The 19,082-nt window shown below is 37.1% G+C and carries 16 protein-coding genes and 1 other annotated feature (1 of these 17 cut by a window edge); of the genes, 13 read left to right on the top strand and 3 right to left on the bottom strand.

What is annotated here, in order from left to right; genetic code table 11:
• Positions 1 to 193 (top strand) — a binding site (T-box leader); it begins 44 nt to the left of the window's first position.
• 65 nt (positions 194 to 258) lie between these two features.
• The 4 genes from DN389_RS05990 (at position 259) to DN389_RS05980 (ending at position 5,544) form a co-directional block, all read left to right on the top strand.
• A complete protein-coding gene (locus DN389_RS05990; RefSeq protein ID WP_088123679.1) occupies positions 259 to 1,572 on the top strand; it encodes an APC family permease in 1,314 nt (437 codons plus the stop codon).
• 109 nt (positions 1,573 to 1,681) lie between these two features.
• Positions 1,682 to 2,866 (top strand): MFS transporter, encoded by a 1,185-nt coding sequence (locus tag DN389_RS05985; RefSeq protein WP_098189401.1) that lies wholly within the window; start codon positions 1,682 to 1,684, stop codon positions 2,864 to 2,866.
• Positions 2,867 to 2,949: 83 nt separating this feature from the next.
• A complete protein-coding gene (locus DN389_RS28370) occupies positions 2,950 to 3,120 on the top strand; it encodes a hypothetical protein (protein ID WP_046960012.1) in 171 nt (56 codons plus the stop codon).
• Positions 3,121 to 3,387: 267 nt separating this feature from the next.
• Entirely contained in the window at positions 3,388 to 5,544 is a 2,157-nt protein-coding gene (locus DN389_RS05980; RefSeq protein ID WP_149236909.1) for a SpaA isopeptide-forming pilin-related protein, read from the top strand.
• 30 nt (positions 5,545 to 5,574) lie between these two features.
• Here DN389_RS05980 and DN389_RS05975 read toward each other — a convergent pair whose 3' ends face one another.
• Positions 5,575 to 6,333: a TrmB family transcriptional regulator gene (locus DN389_RS05975; RefSeq protein ID WP_149236908.1), complete on the bottom strand. Its 759-nt coding sequence runs from the start codon at positions 6,331 to 6,333 to the stop codon at positions 5,575 to 5,577.
• Positions 6,334 to 6,521: 188 nt separating this feature from the next.
• On the opposite strand from DN389_RS05975, the gene DN389_RS05970 reads away from it, so the two are divergent.
• The 4 genes from DN389_RS05970 (at position 6,522) to DN389_RS05955 (ending at position 10,424) form a co-directional block, all read left to right on the top strand.
• Positions 6,522 to 8,522 (top strand): methyl-accepting chemotaxis protein, encoded by a 2,001-nt coding sequence (locus tag DN389_RS05970; RefSeq protein ID WP_098802137.1) that lies wholly within the window; start codon positions 6,522 to 6,524, stop codon positions 8,520 to 8,522.
• 77 nt (positions 8,523 to 8,599) lie between these two features.
• Complete coding sequence (locus tag DN389_RS05965) at positions 8,600 to 8,902, top strand: MTH1187 family thiamine-binding protein (RefSeq protein WP_088123675.1); 303 nt, start codon at positions 8,600 to 8,602, stop codon at positions 8,900 to 8,902.
• Between the two features lie 48 nt (positions 8,903 to 8,950).
• A complete protein-coding gene (locus DN389_RS05960) occupies positions 8,951 to 9,196 on the top strand; it encodes a YusU family protein (RefSeq protein WP_001290592.1) in 246 nt (81 codons plus the stop codon).
• Positions 9,197 to 9,506: 310 nt separating this feature from the next.
• Positions 9,507 to 10,424 (top strand): proline dehydrogenase family protein, encoded by a 918-nt coding sequence (locus tag DN389_RS05955; RefSeq protein ID WP_046955846.1) that lies wholly within the window; start codon positions 9,507 to 9,509, stop codon positions 10,422 to 10,424.
• A 22-nt stretch (positions 10,425 to 10,446) separates the two neighbouring features.
• Here the strand turns inward: DN389_RS05955 and DN389_RS05950 are convergent, their stop codons facing one another.
• Together DN389_RS05950 and DN389_RS05945 are read right to left on the bottom strand one after the other, a co-directional pair.
• Entirely contained in the window at positions 10,447 to 11,286 is an 840-nt protein-coding gene (locus DN389_RS05950; protein ID WP_149236907.1) for a D-alanyl-D-alanine carboxypeptidase family protein, read from the bottom strand.
• 97 nt (positions 11,287 to 11,383) lie between these two features.
• The gene (locus DN389_RS05945; RefSeq protein ID WP_001096344.1) at positions 11,384 to 11,530 is read right to left on the bottom strand and encodes a YuzL family protein; all 147 of its coding nucleotides are present in this window, start codon (positions 11,528 to 11,530) and stop codon (positions 11,384 to 11,386) included.
• A 237-nt stretch (positions 11,531 to 11,767) separates the two neighbouring features.
• Between DN389_RS05945 and DN389_RS05940 the strand changes: the two genes are divergently transcribed.
• From DN389_RS05940 to DN389_RS05920, 5 genes are all read left to right on the top strand, one after another.
• On the top strand, positions 11,768 to 14,149 hold the full coding sequence (locus DN389_RS05940) for a 3-hydroxyacyl-CoA dehydrogenase/enoyl-CoA hydratase family protein (RefSeq protein ID WP_046960008.1): 2,382 nt from the start codon (positions 11,768 to 11,770) through the stop codon (positions 14,147 to 14,149).
• Between the two features lie 21 nt (positions 14,150 to 14,170).
• Positions 14,171 to 15,343, top strand: a complete 1,173-nt coding sequence (locus tag DN389_RS05935) for an acetyl-CoA C-acetyltransferase (RefSeq protein ID WP_001206340.1) — start codon at positions 14,171 to 14,173, stop codon at positions 15,341 to 15,343.
• A 386-nt stretch (positions 15,344 to 15,729) separates the two neighbouring features.
• Positions 15,730 to 17,514, top strand: a complete 1,785-nt coding sequence (locus DN389_RS05930) for an acyl-CoA dehydrogenase family protein (protein WP_000416287.1) — start codon at positions 15,730 to 15,732, stop codon at positions 17,512 to 17,514.
• A gap of 139 nt (positions 17,515 to 17,653) precedes the next feature.
• Entirely contained in the window at positions 17,654 to 18,376 is a 723-nt protein-coding gene (locus tag DN389_RS05925; RefSeq protein ID WP_149236906.1) for an MBL fold metallo-hydrolase, read from the top strand.
• A 3-nt stretch (positions 18,377 to 18,379) separates the two neighbouring features.
• A complete protein-coding gene (locus DN389_RS05920) occupies positions 18,380 to 18,937 on the top strand; it encodes a TetR/AcrR family transcriptional regulator (protein ID WP_088123673.1) in 558 nt (185 codons plus the stop codon).
• Positions 18,938 to 19,082 lie beyond the last annotated feature (145 nt).

Here is a 19,082-nt window from a genome sequence, read left to right as displayed (position 1 = left end):
GAGAGGGAAGCCTTTGGCTGTGAGCTTCCTAATACGGAAAACTGGATTACCACCTCTGAACTGCAGCAGTGAACGGATACCTAGTAATTGCTTGCCGGCAAAAACCGTTATTTAGACTTGAGAAATTGGTGAAGTATGTTACTTTACGAATTGAAACAAGGGTGGAACCACGAATATAACACTCGTCCCTTTTTTAGGGAGGAGTGTTTTTTTATTTCATTTTTGCATCACACTAGAATTGGAAGGAGGATACGCAGCATGCATCCTGATGAGAAAAACAAAATTGGTTTAACAGTAGCACTTTCTATCGTAGTAGGAACGATTATTGGATCTGGTGTGTTTATGAAGCCAGGGAGCGTATTAGATTACTCGGGGAGTTCTAATATGGCTATTCTTGCTTGGGTAATTGGTGGTCTGTTGACGTTAGCAAGTGGTTTAACAGTAGCTGAAATTGGAGCGCAAATCCCGAAAAATGGTGGGTTGTATACGTATTTAGAGGAGATTTACGGAAGTTTTTGGGGATATTTATCAGGCTGGATGCAAACAATTGTTTATGGACCAGCTATTATTGGAACATTAGGATTGTACTTTAGCTCTTTAATGATTAATTTTTTCTATTTAGATAAAGTATGGAATTTACCAATTGCTATTGGAACAGTTGTGTTCCTTGGTGTTGTAAATAGTATGGGAACAAAATATGGAGGTATCGTCCAAACGGTTACGACAATTGGGAAGATGATTCCGATCGTATTAATTGTTGTGTTAGGTTTTTGGAAAGGAAATAGCGATATCTTTAATGTAGTAGTGCCGATATCAGAAAATCAAAGTATCGGTATGGCAATTTTAGCAACGTTATTTGCTTATGACGGCTGGATTCTACTCGCTTCAATTGGCGGAGAAATGAAGAATCCAACAAAGTTATTACCGAAAGCGATGACAGTTGGGATTTTAATTGTAACGGCTGCTTACGTACTAATTAACTTGGCATTATTAAATGTGTTACCAGCAGCGAAAATTGTAGACCTTGGAGAGAATGCAACAGCGACAGCTGCGGGCATGCTACTTGGAGAATATGGCGGGAAAATCATTAGTATCGGTATTATCGTTTCTATTTTCGGTTGTTTAAATGGAAAGATTTTAACGTTCCCACGTATTCCGATGTCGATGGCAGAGCGTGGACACCTTCCGTTTTCTAAGTTTATCGCAAAGGAAAGTCCAAGATTTAAAACACCAGCAAATGCGATTACTGTTGAAATCATTTTAGGAATTATTTTAATGATTATTAGTGATCCGAATAAGCTATCTGAGATTTCCGTATTCATTATTTATATTTTCTATGTAATGACGTTTATTGGTGTCTTCATTTTAAGAAAACGTAACAAGAATAAAGAGCGTGCATACAGTGTACCGTTATTCCCAATCGTACCAATCATCGCGATTTTAGGATCATTGTTTGTACTTGGAAGTGCAATTATTAATGATCCGGTAAGTTGTTTCTTATCAATTGGAATTGTATTTACTGGACTGCCGGTGTATTGGTATTTAAATAAGAAGAACAAAACTAGTGTTTAATAATTAGAAGGCAGGCGTATGATACGCCTGTTTTTTTATTGTAAAAAAATTGTACTTGTGTTCAATTTCTTTTTTGGTTACTATAGTCGTAGTAACCAAAAAAGAAAGCGTGGGGAAAGACTTGAATTTTCGTGTGTATATTTTAGCTATCGCGGCTTTCGTAGTCGGAACGGTTGAGCTAATTATAGGAGGAACGCTCGATCTAGTTGCCAATGATTTAGGAGTATCTATTAGTGCAGCTGGTCAGCTTATAACAATATTTTCAGTAGTATTTGCTTTATCAGGTCCGGTTTTATTAGCGGTAACTGGAAAATTTGAAAGAAAAAGATTATACATTGGGGCATTATCAATTTTCTTAATCGGAAATATTATTTCAGCATTTAGTGTGAATTACGGGATGTTAATGTTCTCAAGGGTTGTTTGTGCAGCGAGTGGTTCGCTTATTATTGCACTGTCAGTAACACTTGCTTCTAGTGTTGTAGAACCGCATTTTCGTGCGCGTGCCATTGGAATCATTTTTATGGGGATTAGTGGATCGCTCGTACTTGGAGTACCACTTGGACTTGTACTTGGAAATGCATATGGATGGCGTGCACCATTTGTATTAATTTCGGTATTAACAGTTATAGCAGTCGCTTGTATTTCATTATTCTTAACGAAAGTACCACCGACATCAGTGTTATCAATAAGAGAACAAATTGCTACGTTAAAAGATAAGAAAATCGTAAGTGCACAGTTAACATCATTTTTATTTTTAACGGGTCATTTAACACTATATGCATATTTAACACCATTTTTAAAAGATGTGATGCATGTTGAAGCGGATTGGATTAGTGTATTTTACTTCATTTTCGGAATTGCAGCAGTACTTGGAGGCGGCCTTGGGGGCTTGCTTGCTGATAAATGGGGATCGAAGAAAAGTATTATCTCAATTATTATTGTATTTGCGTGTGCGATCTTCATATTGCCAATGATGACATTCTCATTCCCACTGTTCATTATTATGATGGGACTTTGGAGTATGCTGAGCTGGGCTATTTCACCAGCACAACAAAACTATTTAATTGAAATTGCACCAGAATCGGCTGGTATTCAGCAAAGTTTAAATAACTCTGCGCTTCACTTAGGAATTGCGCTCGGTTCAACAGTAGGCGGAGTTGTTATTGAAAAATCATCTGTTATATATAATGCTTGGGTAGGTGGCGGCTTTATTATATTAGCTCTGCTTTGTGCGATTTTCTCTATTACGAGAGGACGTTCTACTCAGTCCGTGAAAGAAGAATCTATCGTTTGATAGGTTCTTTTTTAAAAATTGTAAAATTTTGCAGGTTTTAGTTGATATGTGGAGAAAGTTGTATGTAGCGAGGTGATGGGAAAATGATGTTCAATTTCTCTATATTCGGTATGATACTTGCACTATTACCGATAGTTGTAGTTGTTTTTGTATTAAGATGGATTCGTTTCATCTATCAAAATTCAGAGAAACAAGTGGAGCAAAATGAGAAAATAATTAAGTTGTTAATGGAGATAAAAGAAAAAGATAAGTAATATATATTCGTTTAAAATTTGTTTCTCGTAAGTTATGAAGGCACTTATAAAGTGCTTTTTTATTTTTTGGAAATTTAAAATATGTAATATTCATTTGTCAATAGCAGCATGAGAGCAAATAATTTTAAAGTTGCTTATTACTTTGGAACTTTCTCAACAATTCGACAAGATACTACAAAAAAACCACCTATTCTCTTTTTTTTACTATAAGTACAATGAAACAGTAAGATTGCTTCATACAGAAATTTACATATGGTGGTGGAGAGAATGAAACGAAAGATGGTAGGAAAATGGTTTAGTTTTTTAAGCGCTCTTATTATTTTATTAGGAATTGCAATGCCACAAGTAAAGGCAGAAGTAATGAACAGAGAAACATATAAAATGGATTGGAGCTATAGTAATTCGAAACATCGTGAAATAAAGACCGAAATAATTAAAACGGCTTCGGGTAGTATTGCGTATTGTTTAACGCCTGATTTACGTTCACCCAATGGGGATGATTTGCCTGAAATGGGGAAAACATCTGATTCTGTATACCGTGTTTTATTGAACGGATATCCTCAAAAAAGCCCATCTGAATTAGATGTAGCGACAACGGAAGAAGCGCATTATGCTACACAATTAGCGGTATGGATTGCAGCGAATGAATTAACGGAAGGAGATTTAGTTGCAAAAAATGAACGAGTACATAATCTTATGAAGCGTTTAGTAGAGGCTTCAAAAAAAGAAACTGGATCACAAGATGTATTCTTTAAAGTTAATCCTGTAGATCCACAAACTGCTACACAAAAAGATGATTATTTAGAAACAGGGTTTTATGCAGTGCAAACAAATGCGGTTTCTGGCTCTTATACAATACTTCCTGAAGGTGCTCCTAAAGGGCTTCGAATTGTAAATGAAAATGGAGAAGAGAAAAGTATATTATCAATTAACGAAAAATTTAAAATTTTAATCCCGAAAAATACGAGTAGTGGTAATTTTAAAATGAAAGTAAAGTCTAATTTAACAAATTTACAAGCAATAGCTTTTAAAGGCTCGGAAAAAGTTCAAAATGCAACGGTATTGTTACAAAGAAATAGTGAGAAAATCAGTACAGATTTAGTTGTAAATTGGGAATCAGTAGGCTCTTTAAAGATTATGAAATTAGGAGAAAAAAAGGAATTATTAAAAGGAGCGGTGTTTGAAGTTTCTAATGAAAACTTTAAACAAAATGTCACGACTAATGATAAGGGGATTGCGGAGTTAGGGAATCTTCCAATCGGTATATATAGCGTCAAAGAAATTCAAGCGCCAGCTGGATATGTGTTAGACGGAAGTATTAAAAAAATTGAAGTGAAAACTGGTGAAACTGCTGTATTAGAGTTGAAAAATGAAAATATAAAAGGTGAACTAGAAATAACGAAAGTAAATATAGCGGATGGGAATACAAAATTACCAAATGCAGAGTTTACAATCTACAACGAACAAGGGAAAGAAGTAGTAAAAGGGAAAACGGATGAGCAAGGTATAGCGAAATTCAAACTACCATACGGAAAGTACACGTATAAAGAAACAATAGCACCGAATGGATATGTAATAAATGAAGAGACATTTGCATTTGAAATAAAAGAGAATGGAGAAATTATTAAACATATCGTTCAAGATAAAAAAGTAGAAGGTGAACTAGAAATAACGAAAGTAAATATAGCGGATGGGAATACAAAATTACCAAATGCAGAGTTTACAATCTACAACGAACAAGGGAAAGAAGTAGTAAAAGGGAAAACGGATGAAAAAGGTGTAGCGAAATTTAAACTACCATACGGAAAGTACACGTATAAAGAAACAATAGCACCGAATGGATATGTAATAAATGAAGAGACGTTTGCATTTGAAATAAAAGAGAATGGAGAAATTATTAAACATATCGTTCAAGATAAGAAAGTAGAAGGTGAGTTAGAAATAACGAAAGTAGATGTAGCAGATGGGAATACGAAGTTACCAAATGCAGAGTTTACAATCTACAACGAACAAGGGAAAGAAGTAGTAAAAGGAAAAACAAATGAGCAAGGTATAGCGAAATTTAAACTACCATACGGAAAGTACACGTATAAAGAAACAATAGCGCCGAATGGATATGTAATAAATGAAGAGACATTCTCATTTGAAATAAAAGAGGATGGAGAAATTATTAAACATACTGTGAAAAATAAGAAAGAAGAAAAGGTATCACTTCCTTCTAAGCCAAATAAGCCAACACCGAGTGGAGAAGTGAAACCTTCCGCTGATGTGAAGCCGATGCAACAACATAATACTCATAATGAAGTGCGTTTACCAGCTACTGGCGGCGTCGGCAATGAATTTACGGCTTTATTCGTTTTAGGAATTGGTTTTATTATTGCTGGTGCTTATGTGTTAAGGATGAAAAATAGAAAAGAAATGTAGAAAAAAACGCCTTGTAATAGAGGCGTTTTTTTAGTATCTTAACTTCCTCAACAAACTCTTAATTTCCTCATCTTGCATGAAGAGATCCAGATGCTTTTCTGTAATTTTTGCAAGTGCAACGTCGTGATAGAAAAATTCTGTAAAGAACTTTACGAAAGGTTGTGACATTGTTTTCATCGCTTGCCATGACTCTTGCTCTATACCAGCAAATAAAATTTCGCGGTCGTCAACGATGAGCAGCAAGTAGCGTTCTAATGCGTTAGGTTCTTCAGTTGGGATTAGAAAATGCATGTTTTCTAAGTCTGTTTCTACTTTTCCAACTATAAGGGATTCGAGTTTGACGCCTTGTTTTGCTTTTTCTTCTAGTGAAGGAAGGTATTCTGAAAGAGTGTCATTCCAAGCTGAAATGCGAATTGATTCTTTTGCACTTTCGATGAGTTCTTTACTTTGAACTCGAATAGAAGATTGCATTTTTAAGCTCCACACACGGTCATCTGTAAATGATTTTTTTGATATATTTGTTTCCAATTCTTTAATATTTGATTGGAATTCTGTCGTTAATTTTTCAATTGCTAATTTGAGTGGTAATGCTGTATACAGCTTTTTCTTTTCTGAAACAGAATCCATTACCATCCCTTTATCGATCAGGCGTGCTAGCACTTCATATATTTTTGCTTTTGGAACACCAGAGTGCTTCACAATCGTTGTAGCATCTAATGGTTCGTTGCTTGATACGACAACTTCGTAAGCTTGGCTTTCATATTGTGAGAAACCGAATTTTTGTAACATAGTTCCCTCCGAACGAATGAGATTATATAGTTTAAGGATAATGAACTATTTGTTTTTGCACAAGTGGTAGTAGGTTGTCTACTCAAATTGAGATGAGAATTAATTTCAATTTTTTAATTTTATCCATTATACTTAATATAGTGATTAATACGATTACAATACAACGAGAAGGGGATGCTTGGGGGAAGATGTTAAGAAGTTTACGTTTAAAAATTGCGGTAGTATTTTCGGTACTTATTTCTATGATGTTCGTAATATTAGGTACAGCTATGTATCAATTACAGAAAGAGAAGGAAGTGCGCTCCTTAGACCAGTATTCTCAAAATACGATGGATCTTGTGACAGAGCAACTTACGACATTTGTTCAAAGAACGGATGAAGATATGGGATATTATGCGAACAGTGAGATGGTTCGTAATATACTTCAAGACGGAGTTACTTCAGAAGAAGAAGCATTTTTGACGAAAGAGTTTTCGGAGTATAAAAAGAATCATCCTGGCATTTTAGACTTATATATTGGTACGAAAGATAAAAAAACATTAAGTGCCAATCTTGCTGAAGGTGGACAAGTGCCAGAAGGATATGACCCAACGACAAGACCTTGGTATAAAGACTCAGAAGCTGATGTGAAAAAGGTTCACTGGGGACAACCTATGTATGAAATTGCTACAGGTAAGCTAAGTGTGGGAGTTTCTAAAGCAATTACAGCTCAAGATGGATCTGTATTAGGTGTTGTAGCGATGGATGTATCACTTGGAACAATTCAGAAGTTACTTCATAATATTCAATACAATAACGGCGGAGAAATGTTTATTATAAATGATAAAAATATGGCTCTTGTTTACCCAGAGAAAATAGGGAAAGATGTTTCGAAAGAGCCACTTGTGAAGAGTTTAAATAAAGAGGTAACAAAATATGCTGTCACTACATTAAAAGGTGAAGATGTAGTTGTTTATAGCCAGTCATTTGATTTGATGAAATGGAAAATAGGAATTTTTTATCCGAAAGAAACAATTGATGGGCTATTAAATAGTACGAGAAATACAGTCATTATAATGGCATGTATTAGCTTATTAGTTGGAATCGCAGCTTCATACTTGTTCTCAAGAAGATTAGCAAGACCACTGCAACTATTAACGAATCACGTTCAAAAAGTAGCAGAAGGTGATTTAACGTTGCAAATGAAAGTGACAAGTAAGGATGAAGTTGGAGAACTGACGAACCATTTTAATCATATGGTTGAGCAAATGAATGAAATGGTAAGTAAAATTAAAAATAGTGTATCAACAGTGCAACAATCAACGAATAATCTGCATTATTTAACGAATGAAACTGTAGCCGCTAGTAGAGAAGTGTCAGGTGCAATGGATGATGTGAGCGGAGGAGCGTCCACTCTTGCTAATAGTGTAGATGAAGTTTCAGAGCAGCTCGAGAATATGGCGCAGTCAGTGGAACAAATGAATAATTCGGTTGGTGAAATAAAAGGTGTGGCTGGCAAAGCTGAAGAGGCATCTAAGCAAGGCTTAAATACGATGCGTAATTTAGTTCGTACAAGGGGCCAATCATCTTCGATTGTTGTTCACACAGAAGAAGCATCTGGTAAGTTAGAGCAAAGAGTTGGATCGATTCAAAATGTAGTAGAGCTTATAAAAGGTATTTCGGATCAAACGAATTTACTTGCTTTAAATGCTTCGATTGAGGCGGCGCGTGCAGGTGAACAAGGTAAAGGCTTTGCTGTTGTTGCTGAAGAAGTCCGAAAGTTAGCGGAACAATCGAAAGAGGCGACAGGAGAAATTGCAACGATGATTGGCGATGTACAAGTAGAGGTAAAACGAGTTGTAGAGGTTGTAAGTAAATTAAAAGATATTGCAGATATACAAAATAAAGTTACGACAGAGGCAGAAACGGAATTCCGCACAATTATGTCAGTTGTAAATACGATTAGTACTTCAGTGGAACAAATTGTAGAAGAGGTACATAATATCGGTTACGAGCAAGGAGAAATTACAACGGTAATGCATACAATTGCTAGTACAAGTCAAGAAAGCGCAGCTGTTTCGGAAGAAGTAAATGCTGCAACTGAATCTCAAGTGAGTCATCTAGAAAAGGTAGCTCATACGATGGAAAGTTTGACGGAGCATATGAGAGACTTAGAAAGATTGGTGGAGCAGTTTAAAATAGAGGAATAACAAATTAGTAAAATGATAAGTATTTCGGTAAAATAGACAATGGATATATAAGAAGCAATTATAGGAGGAAGACTACTATGGCAATTGTTGACGTATCGATTATTCCAGTAGGAACTGGTAATCCAAGTGTTAGTGAATATGTAGCAGAAGTACAAAAGGTGCTAGAGAAAAATGCAGATCGCGTGAAATATCAATTAACACCAATGAATACAGTAATTGAAGGAGATCTTCCTGTCATTCTAGAAGTAATTCAACAAATGCATGAAGTTCCATATGCGAAAGGTGCACAGCGCGTTGCAACAACAATTCGTATCGATGATCGTCGTGATAAAGTAAGCACGATGGAAAAGAAATTAAACTCTGTTCGATCAAAATTATAAGAAAAAGCAGCGATCTTCGCTGCTTTTTTCATATAGGAGGTAAATAAGATGAGTGAAAAGTTTAATGAACAATTTGACGGGTTACTAGAAAAATACACGGAACTATTACTTGGAGAGAGTAATGAAGAGAGAAAAGAACAGGTGCAGAAGTGGGCACTGTATTCTTACATAGCGAAGACGATGCCGGCTTTAGTGAAGCATTGGAATGAGACATATCCTGATGCGAAAGAAGAGATGGTACAGTTAATTACAGATATTAAAAAGTTGAATGAAGAGAAGAGAAATGAGCAATAAAAAACTTGAGGTAAATATAATCTCAAGTTTTCTGTATTAATATCCTTATATAATTTACATGGAATATAAAGGGTTTTATAAGCATGTCGAATATTTTCGACATGCTTATTTTGTGCCTAGTAAAGTCGTTTTTTCTAAATGTCGAAAAATATTCCCTGCATATTTATAAGCGAGAATATAGGTTTTTAAATGTTTTTATAGTATTTTATAAATTATCTAAATAATTATTTGTATCCAATAATTTTAAACAATGATATAATTTTGAAGAGGGGTAAAAAACAGATAAATTACAGTCATAGGGGTGAATTACATGGAACAATTAATGCGAAATTCGTTTCTTTTCTTGTCAAAAAATAAAGCGCTAACAAAACTGGCTAAAAAGTACGGTTTACGCTTTGGTGCAGGTCGCTTTGTCGCAGGGGAGACAATTGAATTAGCGACAGCAGCTATTAAACAATTGAACAAGCAAGGACTTTGTGTAACAATCGATTATTTAGGGGAATTCGTTGATAATGAAGCGGAAGCAAATGAAATGGCTAACCAATCGATTGAAGCAATCCGTGCAATTGGAAGAGAAGGTCTTGATTCGCAGCTTTCTTTAAAGATGACTTCTATGGGATTAGATATCTCTGATGAAATCGTAATGAACAATATGCGCCGTATTTTAGAAGCTGCAAAAGAAAATGGTGTGTTCGTTACCATTGATATGGAAGATTATACACGCTGCGGAAAGACAATTGATATCTTTAAACAGTTAAAATCTGAGTACGATAATATTGGTACAGTTATTCAAGCTTACTTATATCGTACAGAAAAAGATATGGAAGAATTAAATGCTTATAGTCCTAATTTACGTCTTGTAAAAGGAGCTTATAAAGAACCTGAAGAGGTAGCGTTCCCGGAGAAAAAAGATGTAGATGATAACTATAAAAAAATTATTAAAATGCATTTATTAAATGGAAATTATACTGCGATTGCTTCACATGACGAAGCGATTATTGAATATACAAAAAAACTTGCCGAAGAACACAACATTCCAAGAGACCAATTTGAATTCCAGATGTTATATGGTATTCGTAATGAGCGTCAACTTGAGCTAGTAAAAGAAGGTTACAAAATGCGTGTTTATGTGCCTTATGGAAATGACTGGTATGGCTACTTCATGCGTCGTCTAGCAGAGCGTCCAGCAAACGTTGCGTTCGTGTTAAAAGGTATGGTTAAAAAATAACCAAGGAGAAAATACTCCTTGGTTATTTTAATTGCTGAAATGCGTAATGTGCCATTTTCTTCGTATCAGGATATAGCTGCGTGCGAGTAGAAGATAATACAACATTAATGACGCGTTTACCGTCTTTTTCATCCACTGTTACGACCGTATATTTTCCGAGTGCTGATAGACCGCTTTTACTTCCAATTGCATATGGATCGTCATATAGTTCTTCTCGTCCATAGTTTGCGATGTTTGGAGATCGTTCTGAAGTATGTAGAGTTGTACGTGTTGAATTCATATATTCTAAAACAACTGGGTACTTTAATGCTTCTTTCGTAATCATAGCAATGTCATATGGCGATACTTTATTTCCAAGTGCATCAGCACCACTTGCGTTTTTGAAAGTCGCATGCTTTGTACCAAGTTCCTTCGCTCTTGCATTCATCATTTTTACAAATTCATTTTTTGATCCTGCGATATGTTCTGCGATGGATTCAGCTATTGGGTCTGCACTAATGATAAGCATAAGCTTTAATGCCTCATCCCGCTTTAACTTTTCCCCGGCACGAAGTTTAATTTTCTTACTTTGACTTTCTGTTTTAATTGCGTTCTCTGTAACTGTAATTTCTTCATTTTCTTTTACATTCTCTAGTAAGAGTAAGGTAGTCATCATTTTCCCTATACTAGCCGGATAAGAGCGTTCGTCTTCCCGTTTCCCATACAAAATTTCACCTGTGTCTGCATCGATTGTAATGCCATATTGCCCAGTAATGTTAGGTTGATCCGCTCTTACAGCTTGTTGCCTTAGTGCATAAGAGGAGAAAATCATCCCTGTAAATAGTGTAGCAATCATTACAATCATAACTATTGTTCGTTTCATCATCGTTCCCTCTTTTGTTTTCCATATGTACAAATAAATTGGGCAGAAAAAGCAGCCATTACCCATTATGCCACGTTTTCTGCCCAAAAATATACCGTTATTTTTCGCCCATATTATGCTTCTTATATTGTTGGTTATTACCTTGACGGCCCTTTTCCACACCGTGATTATGAGGACCTGCATTTCCAGTTACGCTTGCTGCGCTAATTCCAGCCTTTGAAGGGTTCTTCTTAAGTTTTGCCATATATATTCCTCCAGTTTCGTCAGATTATAAAAAGGAAAAGTGCATTTTAATGAAGAAAATACACATGTATAGCATAGCCAAATGAAAGAAATATATTTATTTCAGAAAATTTTATCAATAAATATATTGCGAAAATTCAAACTGTATCATATATTTATTAGTAGAGGCTCACTCATTGATTGCGACTTATGTCGAAAAATTGAATGAGCATTCATTCAAGAATAGGGGGAGAAATGGATGTTCCAAATTAAAAAGGCTGCTGTTCTAGGTTCAGGCGTAATGGGTTCAGGGATTGCGGCACACTTAGCTAATATTGGTATTCCGACATTATTGCTTGATATTGTACCACCTGCGCTAACAAAAGAAGAGGAAGCGAAGGGACTTACATTAGAACATAAAAGTGTGAGAAATCGTTTTAGTAATACGGCTGTGCAAAAACTATTAAAGCAAAAACCAGCTCCTCTGACAGTGAAAGGAAATCTAGCACTGATTGAAGCAGGTAACTTAGAAGATGATCTTGAGCGTCTAGCTGATGTAGATTGGATTATTGAAGTAGTAGTTGAAAACTTAGATATTAAAAAGAAACTATTTGAAAAAGTAGATGCTGTTCGTAAACCGGGTTCTATTGTAAGCTCGAATACGTCAGGCATTTCAGTAGAAAAAATGGCAGAAGGTCGTTCAGACGACTTCCAGAAGCACTTCTTAGGCACACACTTTTTTAACCCACCACGATATTTAAAACTTCTAGAGGTAATACCGACGAAAGAAACAGATCCACAAGTATTAAGCTTCATGAAACTATTTGGCGAAGATGTTCTTGGAAAAGGCGTTGTTATCGCAAAAGACACACCAAACTTTATTGGAAACCGCATCGGTACGTATGGTTTATTAGTAACTCTTCAAGAGATGATAAAACGCGGCTATAGCATTGGGGAAGTTGATTCTGTAACAGGCCCACTTATTGGCCGTCCGAAGAGCGCAACGTTCCGTACATTAGATGTTGTCGGTTTAGATACATTCGTACACGTTGCAAATAACGTATATGAAAACGTACAAGAAGAAGAGCGTGATGTATTTAAAGTACCAGCTTTCATGCATGACATGCTTGATAAAAAATGGCTTGGAAGCAAAACAGGTCAAGGCTTCTTCTTAAAACAAGGAAAAGAAATTTTAGAACTAAATCCTGAAACGATGGAATACGAAGCTCGCAAAAAATTAAAAGCTGCATCTATCGAGTTAAGTAAACAAGAAAAAGGTTTATCGAATAAATTGAAAGCGCTTGTATACGCGAAAGACCGCGCAGGAGAGTTGTTATGGAACATCATCACACCAACTCTTTTATACTCTGCAAAACTTCATAAAGAAATTGCTGACGATATCGTTGCAATTGACCAAGCGATGAAGTGGGGCTTCGGCTGGGAGCAAGGACCGTTTGAAGTTTGGGATGCAATTGGCGTTGAAAAGTCTGTTCAAAAGATGGAAGAAAACGGTGCAGTTGTTCCGACTTGGGTGAAAGAAATGTTAGAGAAAGGTTTCACTACTTTCTACAAACATGATAACGGAGATAGCTACTATTACGATAATGGCGAATATAAGCTAATCGAACGTAATAAAAAGGCAATTTCTCTTAAGCAATTAAAAGCGAAAAATGGCGTATTAAAGAAAAATAGCGGAGCGAGCTTGATCGATTTAGGCGATGGTATCCTTTGCTTAGAATTCCATTCGAAGAGCAATGCAATCGGTATGGATATTACGCAAATGATTAACTACGCTGTTGATGAAGTAGAAAAGAATTATAAAGGTCTTGTTATCGGTAACCAATCGAAGAACTTCTGCGTTGGTGCGAACCTAGCAATGATCTTAATGGAAGCGCAAGATGACAACTACTTTGAAATTGAGTTGGTTGTGAAAAACTTCCAAGATGCAATGACGAAAATTAAATACTCTTCTAAGCCAGTTGTAGCAGCACCATATGGTATGACGCTTGGTGGAGGTACAGAAGTTTGCTTACCAGCAGCGAGCATTCAAGCTTCTAGCGAAACGTATATGGGCTTAGTAGAAGTTGGTGTTGGCTTAATCCCTGGCGGAGGCGGTAATAAAGAGCTATACATTAAACACTTAAATAAAATGCCAAACGGTGTAGAGTTTGATCTGCAAAAAGTTGCGAATAAAGTATTCGAATCTGTAGCGATGGCGAAAGTTTCTACATCAGCACAAGAAGCTGTATCGAACAACTTCTTAGGCGATAAAGACGGTATTAGTGTGAATGGTGATCACTTACTATATGATGCGAAACAAAAAGCACTTTCTTTATATGAAGCTGGCTATAAAGCGCCGATTCGTAAAAAGATACCAGTTGTTGGTGAAACAGGATATGCAACTCTTGTACTTGGTGCAGAAGCAATGCATTTATCAGGTTACATTTCTGAACATGATCTTCACATTGCGAAGAAACTTGCATATGTCATTGCGGGCGGAAAAGTGCCGTACGGAACAGAAGTTGATGAGCAGTATTTATTAGATGTAGAACGTGAAGCATTTATTAGCTTAGTAAGTGAGATGAAATCACAAGCAAGAATGCAGCACATGCTTGTAAAAGGAAAGCCATTACGTAACTAATAACGAGGGGAGATATCGTTCATGAGAGAAGCTGTCATTGTTGCGGGAGCAAGAACACCAATTGGAAAAGCAAAGAGGGGTTCATTAAAAACAGTTCGTCCTGACGATCTAGGGGCGTTAGTAGTAAAGGAAACGTTAAAGCGTGCGAATTATGAAGGTCCAATCGACGATTTAATTTTCGGTTGTGCAATGCCAGAAGCAGAGCAAGGGTTAAATATGGCTCGTAATATCGGCGGATTAGCAGGACTTTCTTACGATGTTCCAGCTATTACAATTAACCGTTACTGTTCTTCAGGGTTACAAAGTATCGCTTACGGAGCAGAGCGCATTATGCTTGGGCACTCTGAAGCGGTATTATCAGGCGGAGCGGAATCAATGAGTTTAGTTCCAATGATGGGACACGTTGTTCGTCCGAATAGTCGCCTTGTAGAAGCAGCTCCAGAATATTATATGGGTATGGGACATACAGCAGAGCAAGTTGCTGTGAAATATGGAATTTCTCGTGAAGAGCAAGATGCCTTTGCAGTAAGAAGTCATCAACGTGCTGCGAAAGCGTTAGCTGCAGGAAACTTTGCTGATGAAACAGTATCTGTAGATGTAACGTTACGTACTGTTGGATCAAACAATAAACTGCAAGAAGAAACAATCATTTTCGCACAAGACGAAGGTGTAAGAGCAGAAACGTCGCTAGACATTTTAGGTAAATTACGTCCAGCATTTAACGTTCGTGGTTCTGTAACAGCGGGTAACTCTTCACAAATGAGTGACGGTGCAGCATCTGTACTATTAATGGATCGTGAAAAAGCAGTGAGTGATGGCATGAAACCACTTGCGAAATTCCGTTCATTTGCAGTAGCTGGTGTACCACCAGAAGTAATGGGAATTGGCCCAATCGCTGCAATTCCAAAGGCGTTAAAATTAGCTGGTTTAGAGCTATCTGATATTGGCCTATTCGAACTAAATGAAGCATTCGCTTCTCAATCAATCCAAGTTATTCGTGAGCTTGGTTTAGATGAAGAAAAAGTAAACGTAAATGGCGGTGCAATAGCACTTGGACATCCACTTGGCTGTACAGGAGCAAAACTAACACTATCTCTTATTCACGAAATGAAACGCCGCAACCAACAATTCGGTATCGTAACAATGTGTATCGGCGGCGGAATGGGAGCAGCAGGAGTGTTTGAATTACTATAAAAAAGTGGAAGTGGCTTGCTCAGAACAGGAGGGCGTTGGAAGCCCTGACGTAGAGGCGCTTTTTACCTCACAGGAAGGGGTGAAACGACCGACTGTTCTAGCCACTGGAACTGGATTATGAAAAAAAGTGGAAGCGGCTCGCTCAGAATGTGAGGGGGATGGAGCTTCAGACGTAGAGGCGCTCTTTGCCTCGCAGGAAGAAGCGAAGCCACTGAACATTCTAGCCGCTGGAACTAGATTATAAAAAGTGCAGGTGGCTCGTTCAGAACGAGACGCCGTCAATACAAAGAATGGAAGCAACAAAGGTTTATAAAAAATAAAATTGAGAGCCAGCTTCTTTCAAAAAGAAAGAAGCTGCTTATGAAAATATGAAGGAGGAAATTTTCATGGAAAAAACAGTAGGAAATGCGGTTAAAGGCGGTAGCTTTTTAGTTGATGAGATTACGATTGATCAAGTGTTTACGCCAGAGGATTTTTCATCTGAGCATAAAATGATTGCAAAAACGACAGAGGACTTTATCGTAAATGAAGTTCTTCCAGAGCTTGAATATTTAGAGCAACACGAGTTTGATCGTTCTGTTCGTCTTTTAAAAGAAGCTGGGGAACTTGGTTTATTAGGCGCTGACGTACCAGAAGAGTACGGCGGAATTGGCCTTGATAAAGTAAGCTCAGCGTTAATCGCAGAGAAATTCTCTCGCGCTGGTGGTTTTGCAATTACTCACGGTGCTCACGTAGGTATCGGATCTTTACCAATCGTGTTATTCGGTAACGAAGAGCAAAAGAAAAAGTATTTACCATTACTTGCAACTGGTGAAAAATTAGCGGCATACGCATTAACAGAGCCAGGTTCAGGGTCTGATGCATTAGGTGCAAAAACAACTGCACGTTTAAATGCAGAAGGTACACATTACGTATTAAATGGTGAAAAACAATGGATTACAAACTCTGCATTCGCTGACGTATTTATCGTATACGCAAAAATTGATGGAGAGCACTTCTCAGCATTTATCGTAGAGAAAGAATATGCTGGCGTATCTACAAGCCCAGAAGAAAAGAAAATGGGTATTAAATGTTCTTCCACTCGTACGTTAATTTTAGAAGATGCATTAGTACCGAAAGAAAACTTACTTGGTGAAATCGGTAAAGGTCATATTATCGCGTTCAACATTTTAAATATCGGTCGTTATAAATTAGGTGTTGGTACAGTTGGATCTGCGAAACGTGCAGTAGAAATTTCAGCACAATATGCAAATCAACGTCAACAGTTCAAACAACCAATCGCTCGCTTCCCATTAATTCAAGAGAAACTTGCGAATATGGCAGCGAAAACATATGCAGCTGAAAGCTCTGTATACCGTACAGTAGGTTTATTCGAAAGCCGCATGAGCACATTATCTGAAGAGGAAGTAAAGGACGGTAAAGCAGTAGCAGCTTCTATCGCTGAATATGCAATCGAGTGTTCTTTAAATAAAGTATTCGGTTCTGAAGTACTAGATTATACAGTTGATGAAGGTGTTCAAATTCACGGTGGTTACGGATTTATGGCAGAGTATGAGATTGAAAGAATGTACCGCGATTCTCGTATTAACCGTATTTTCGAAGGAACGAACGAAATTAACCGCCTAATCGTACCAGGTACGTTCTTACGTAAAGCGATGAAAGGTGAATTACCACTTCTTCAAAAAGCACAAAAATTACAAGAAGAGTTAATGATGATGATGCCAGAAGAAGTAGGCGATGAGCCATTAGCACTTCAAAAATATTTAGTAACTAACGCGAAGAAAATCGGCTTAATGGTAGCTGGATTAGCTGCTCAAAAATACGGTAAAGCATTAGATAAAGAGCAAGAAATTCTTGTGAATATCGCTGACATCGTAAGCAACCTTTACGCAATGGAGTCAGCTGTTCTTCGTACAGAAAAAGCAATTAAAACAACTGGTCTTGAAAAGAATAAACAAAAAGTGTTATACACTGAAGTATTCTGCCAAGAAGCATTCAACGAAATCGAAGCAGATGCGAAAGAAACACTTATCGCAGTTGAAAACGGCGACATGCTGCGCATGATGTTATCATCATTACGTAAATTAACTCGCCACACACCACTTAACGTAATTCCGAAGAAACGTGAAATCGCTGCGAAAATTTTAGAAGATGAGCGTTACACAGTTTAATAGCTGTAAAGAAAAGTAGTCGTATAAACGGCTACTTTTCTTTTTTTTTGTAAAAATGAAATTTTTAGTGACACAAAACTAATACCATTAGTATAATAAAACTAATGGTATTAGTTTTCGTGAAAAGGGAGATGGAAATATGAGAATGATACATGAAAAAACGGTATATCAATTGTCATTTTTGCCAAGAGTGTTTCCAGTGAATTGTTACTTTGTGGAGGAAGAAGATGGTTTAACTTTAATTGATGCAGCTTTGCCATATAGCGCAAAAGGTATTTTACAGGCGGCTGAGAAAATAGGAAAACCAATTACTAAGATTGTATTAACACATGCGCATGATGATCACATCGGTGCATTAGACGCATTAAAGGAAGTACTTCCTCATGTTCCAGTCTATATTTCTAAGCGGGACGCAAAGCTGTTAGAAGGAGATACGACGTTACAAAAGGATGAACCGAATATACCGATAAAAGGCGGTGTACCTAAAAAGGTAAAAACGGTACCTGATGTTTTATTGGAAGATGGCGACCGAGTTGGATCGCTTCTTACGATTATGACGCCGGGACATACGCCAGGATCCATATCGCTTCTTGATGTACGAAATAAGGCTCTTATTGTCGGGGATGCCTTCCAAACAAGAGGAGGTATGGCTGTTTCGGGACAAATGAAATTTTGGTTTCCGTTTCCTGCGCTGGCAACGTGGAGCAAAGAAATATCATTACAAAGTGCAGAGAAGCTAAGCGAATATGAGCCTTCCTTGCTTGCGGCAGGACATGGAAAAATGATAAAGAATCCAGGCACTGTCATAAAACGTGCTATTAAGGAAGCTAAGCGGAATATAGAAAGTAGAAAAGAGGGCTAATTTATGTCACCGAGAATCGGACTTACATTACAGAAAATTGTAGAAACAGCAGCAGAAATTGCAGATGCAAATGGAATAGAAGAAGTAACGTTAGCTTCATTAGCGCAAACATTAGGGGTACGTTCACCCTCGCTATACAATCATGTGAAAGGTTTACAAGATGTACGGAAAAATCTTGGCATTTACGGAATCAAACAGCTGTATAACAGACTGGAAGAAGCGGCCGAGGGTAAACGGATGGATGAAGCAATTCATGCTTTGGGAGAAGCGTATGTAGCATTCGTACGCAAACATCCTGGACTGTATGAAGCAACTTTTTTACGAGATGAAGAAGTAAGAAAAGCAGGTGACGGAATTGTAAAGCTTTGTCTTCAGGTGTTACAACAGTACGGTTTAGAAGGAGAGAATGCACTTCATGCGACACGTGGATTCAGAAGTATTTGTCATGGATTTGCGTCGATTGAACAGCAGGGTGGATTTGGTTTGCCACTAGATTTAGATACAAGTTTACATGTATTATTGGAAACGTTTATTAAAGGATTACATGTGATGCGAAAGTGAATAGGAAGCGGGATAATTAAAAACCTTAGAAGTGATTCTAAGGTTTTTTTAGTGCATATGATTCCAAAAGAATGGTAGGCTTTTTCTCATTAAATGATATTATTTTGCAGGTTTGAAAAATGTGTATATGGCTAAGGGAAGGCAA

Source organism: Bacillus sp. AY3-1 (genome assembly GCF_008368785.1).
GTDB classification, from domain to species: domain Bacteria; phylum Bacillota; class Bacilli; order Bacillales; family Bacillaceae_G; genus Bacillus_A; species Bacillus_A wiedmannii.
The sequence above is the reverse complement of the archived record's forward strand: the minus strand, read 5'-3'. Positions and strand labels throughout refer to the sequence as shown.

What these genes read in the sequence shown, in the direction of transcription:
- DN389_RS05990 (WP_088123679.1), top strand. Translation starts at nt 259, where the DNA reads ATGCATCCTGATGAGAAAAACAAAATTGGTTTAACAGTAGCACTTTCT.
- DN389_RS28370 (WP_046960012.1), top strand. Translation starts at nt 2,950, where the DNA reads ATGATGTTCAATTTCTCTATATTCGGTATGATACTTGCACTATTACCG.
- DN389_RS05980 (WP_149236909.1), top strand. Translation starts at nt 3,388, where the DNA reads ATGAAACGAAAGATGGTAGGAAAATGGTTTAGTTTTTTAAGCGCTCTT.
- DN389_RS05975 (WP_149236908.1), bottom strand. Translation starts at nt 6,333, where the DNA reads ATGTTACAAAAATTCGGTTTCTCACAATATGAAAGCCAAGCTTACGAA.
- DN389_RS05970 (WP_098802137.1), top strand. Translation starts at nt 6,522, where the DNA reads ATGTTAAGAAGTTTACGTTTAAAAATTGCGGTAGTATTTTCGGTACTT.
- DN389_RS05965 (WP_088123675.1), top strand. Translation starts at nt 8,600, where the DNA reads ATGGCAATTGTTGACGTATCGATTATTCCAGTAGGAACTGGTAATCCA.
- DN389_RS05960 (WP_001290592.1), top strand. Translation starts at nt 8,951, where the DNA reads ATGAGTGAAAAGTTTAATGAACAATTTGACGGGTTACTAGAAAAATAC.
- DN389_RS05955 (WP_046955846.1), top strand. Translation starts at nt 9,507, where the DNA reads ATGGAACAATTAATGCGAAATTCGTTTCTTTTCTTGTCAAAAAATAAA.
- DN389_RS05950 (WP_149236907.1), bottom strand. Translation starts at nt 11,286, where the DNA reads ATGAAACGAACAATAGTTATGATTGTAATGATTGCTACACTATTTACA.
- DN389_RS05945 (WP_001096344.1), bottom strand. Translation starts at nt 11,530, where the DNA reads ATGGCAAAACTTAAGAAGAACCCTTCAAAGGCTGGAATTAGCGCAGCA.
- DN389_RS05940 (WP_046960008.1), top strand. Translation starts at nt 11,768, where the DNA reads ATGTTCCAAATTAAAAAGGCTGCTGTTCTAGGTTCAGGCGTAATGGGT.
- DN389_RS05935 (WP_001206340.1), top strand. Translation starts at nt 14,171, where the DNA reads ATGAGAGAAGCTGTCATTGTTGCGGGAGCAAGAACACCAATTGGAAAA.
- DN389_RS05930 (WP_000416287.1), top strand. Translation starts at nt 15,730, where the DNA reads ATGGAAAAAACAGTAGGAAATGCGGTTAAAGGCGGTAGCTTTTTAGTT.
- DN389_RS05925 (WP_149236906.1), top strand. Translation starts at nt 17,654, where the DNA reads ATGAGAATGATACATGAAAAAACGGTATATCAATTGTCATTTTTGCCA.
- DN389_RS05920 (WP_088123673.1), top strand. Translation starts at nt 18,380, where the DNA reads ATGTCACCGAGAATCGGACTTACATTACAGAAAATTGTAGAAACAGCA.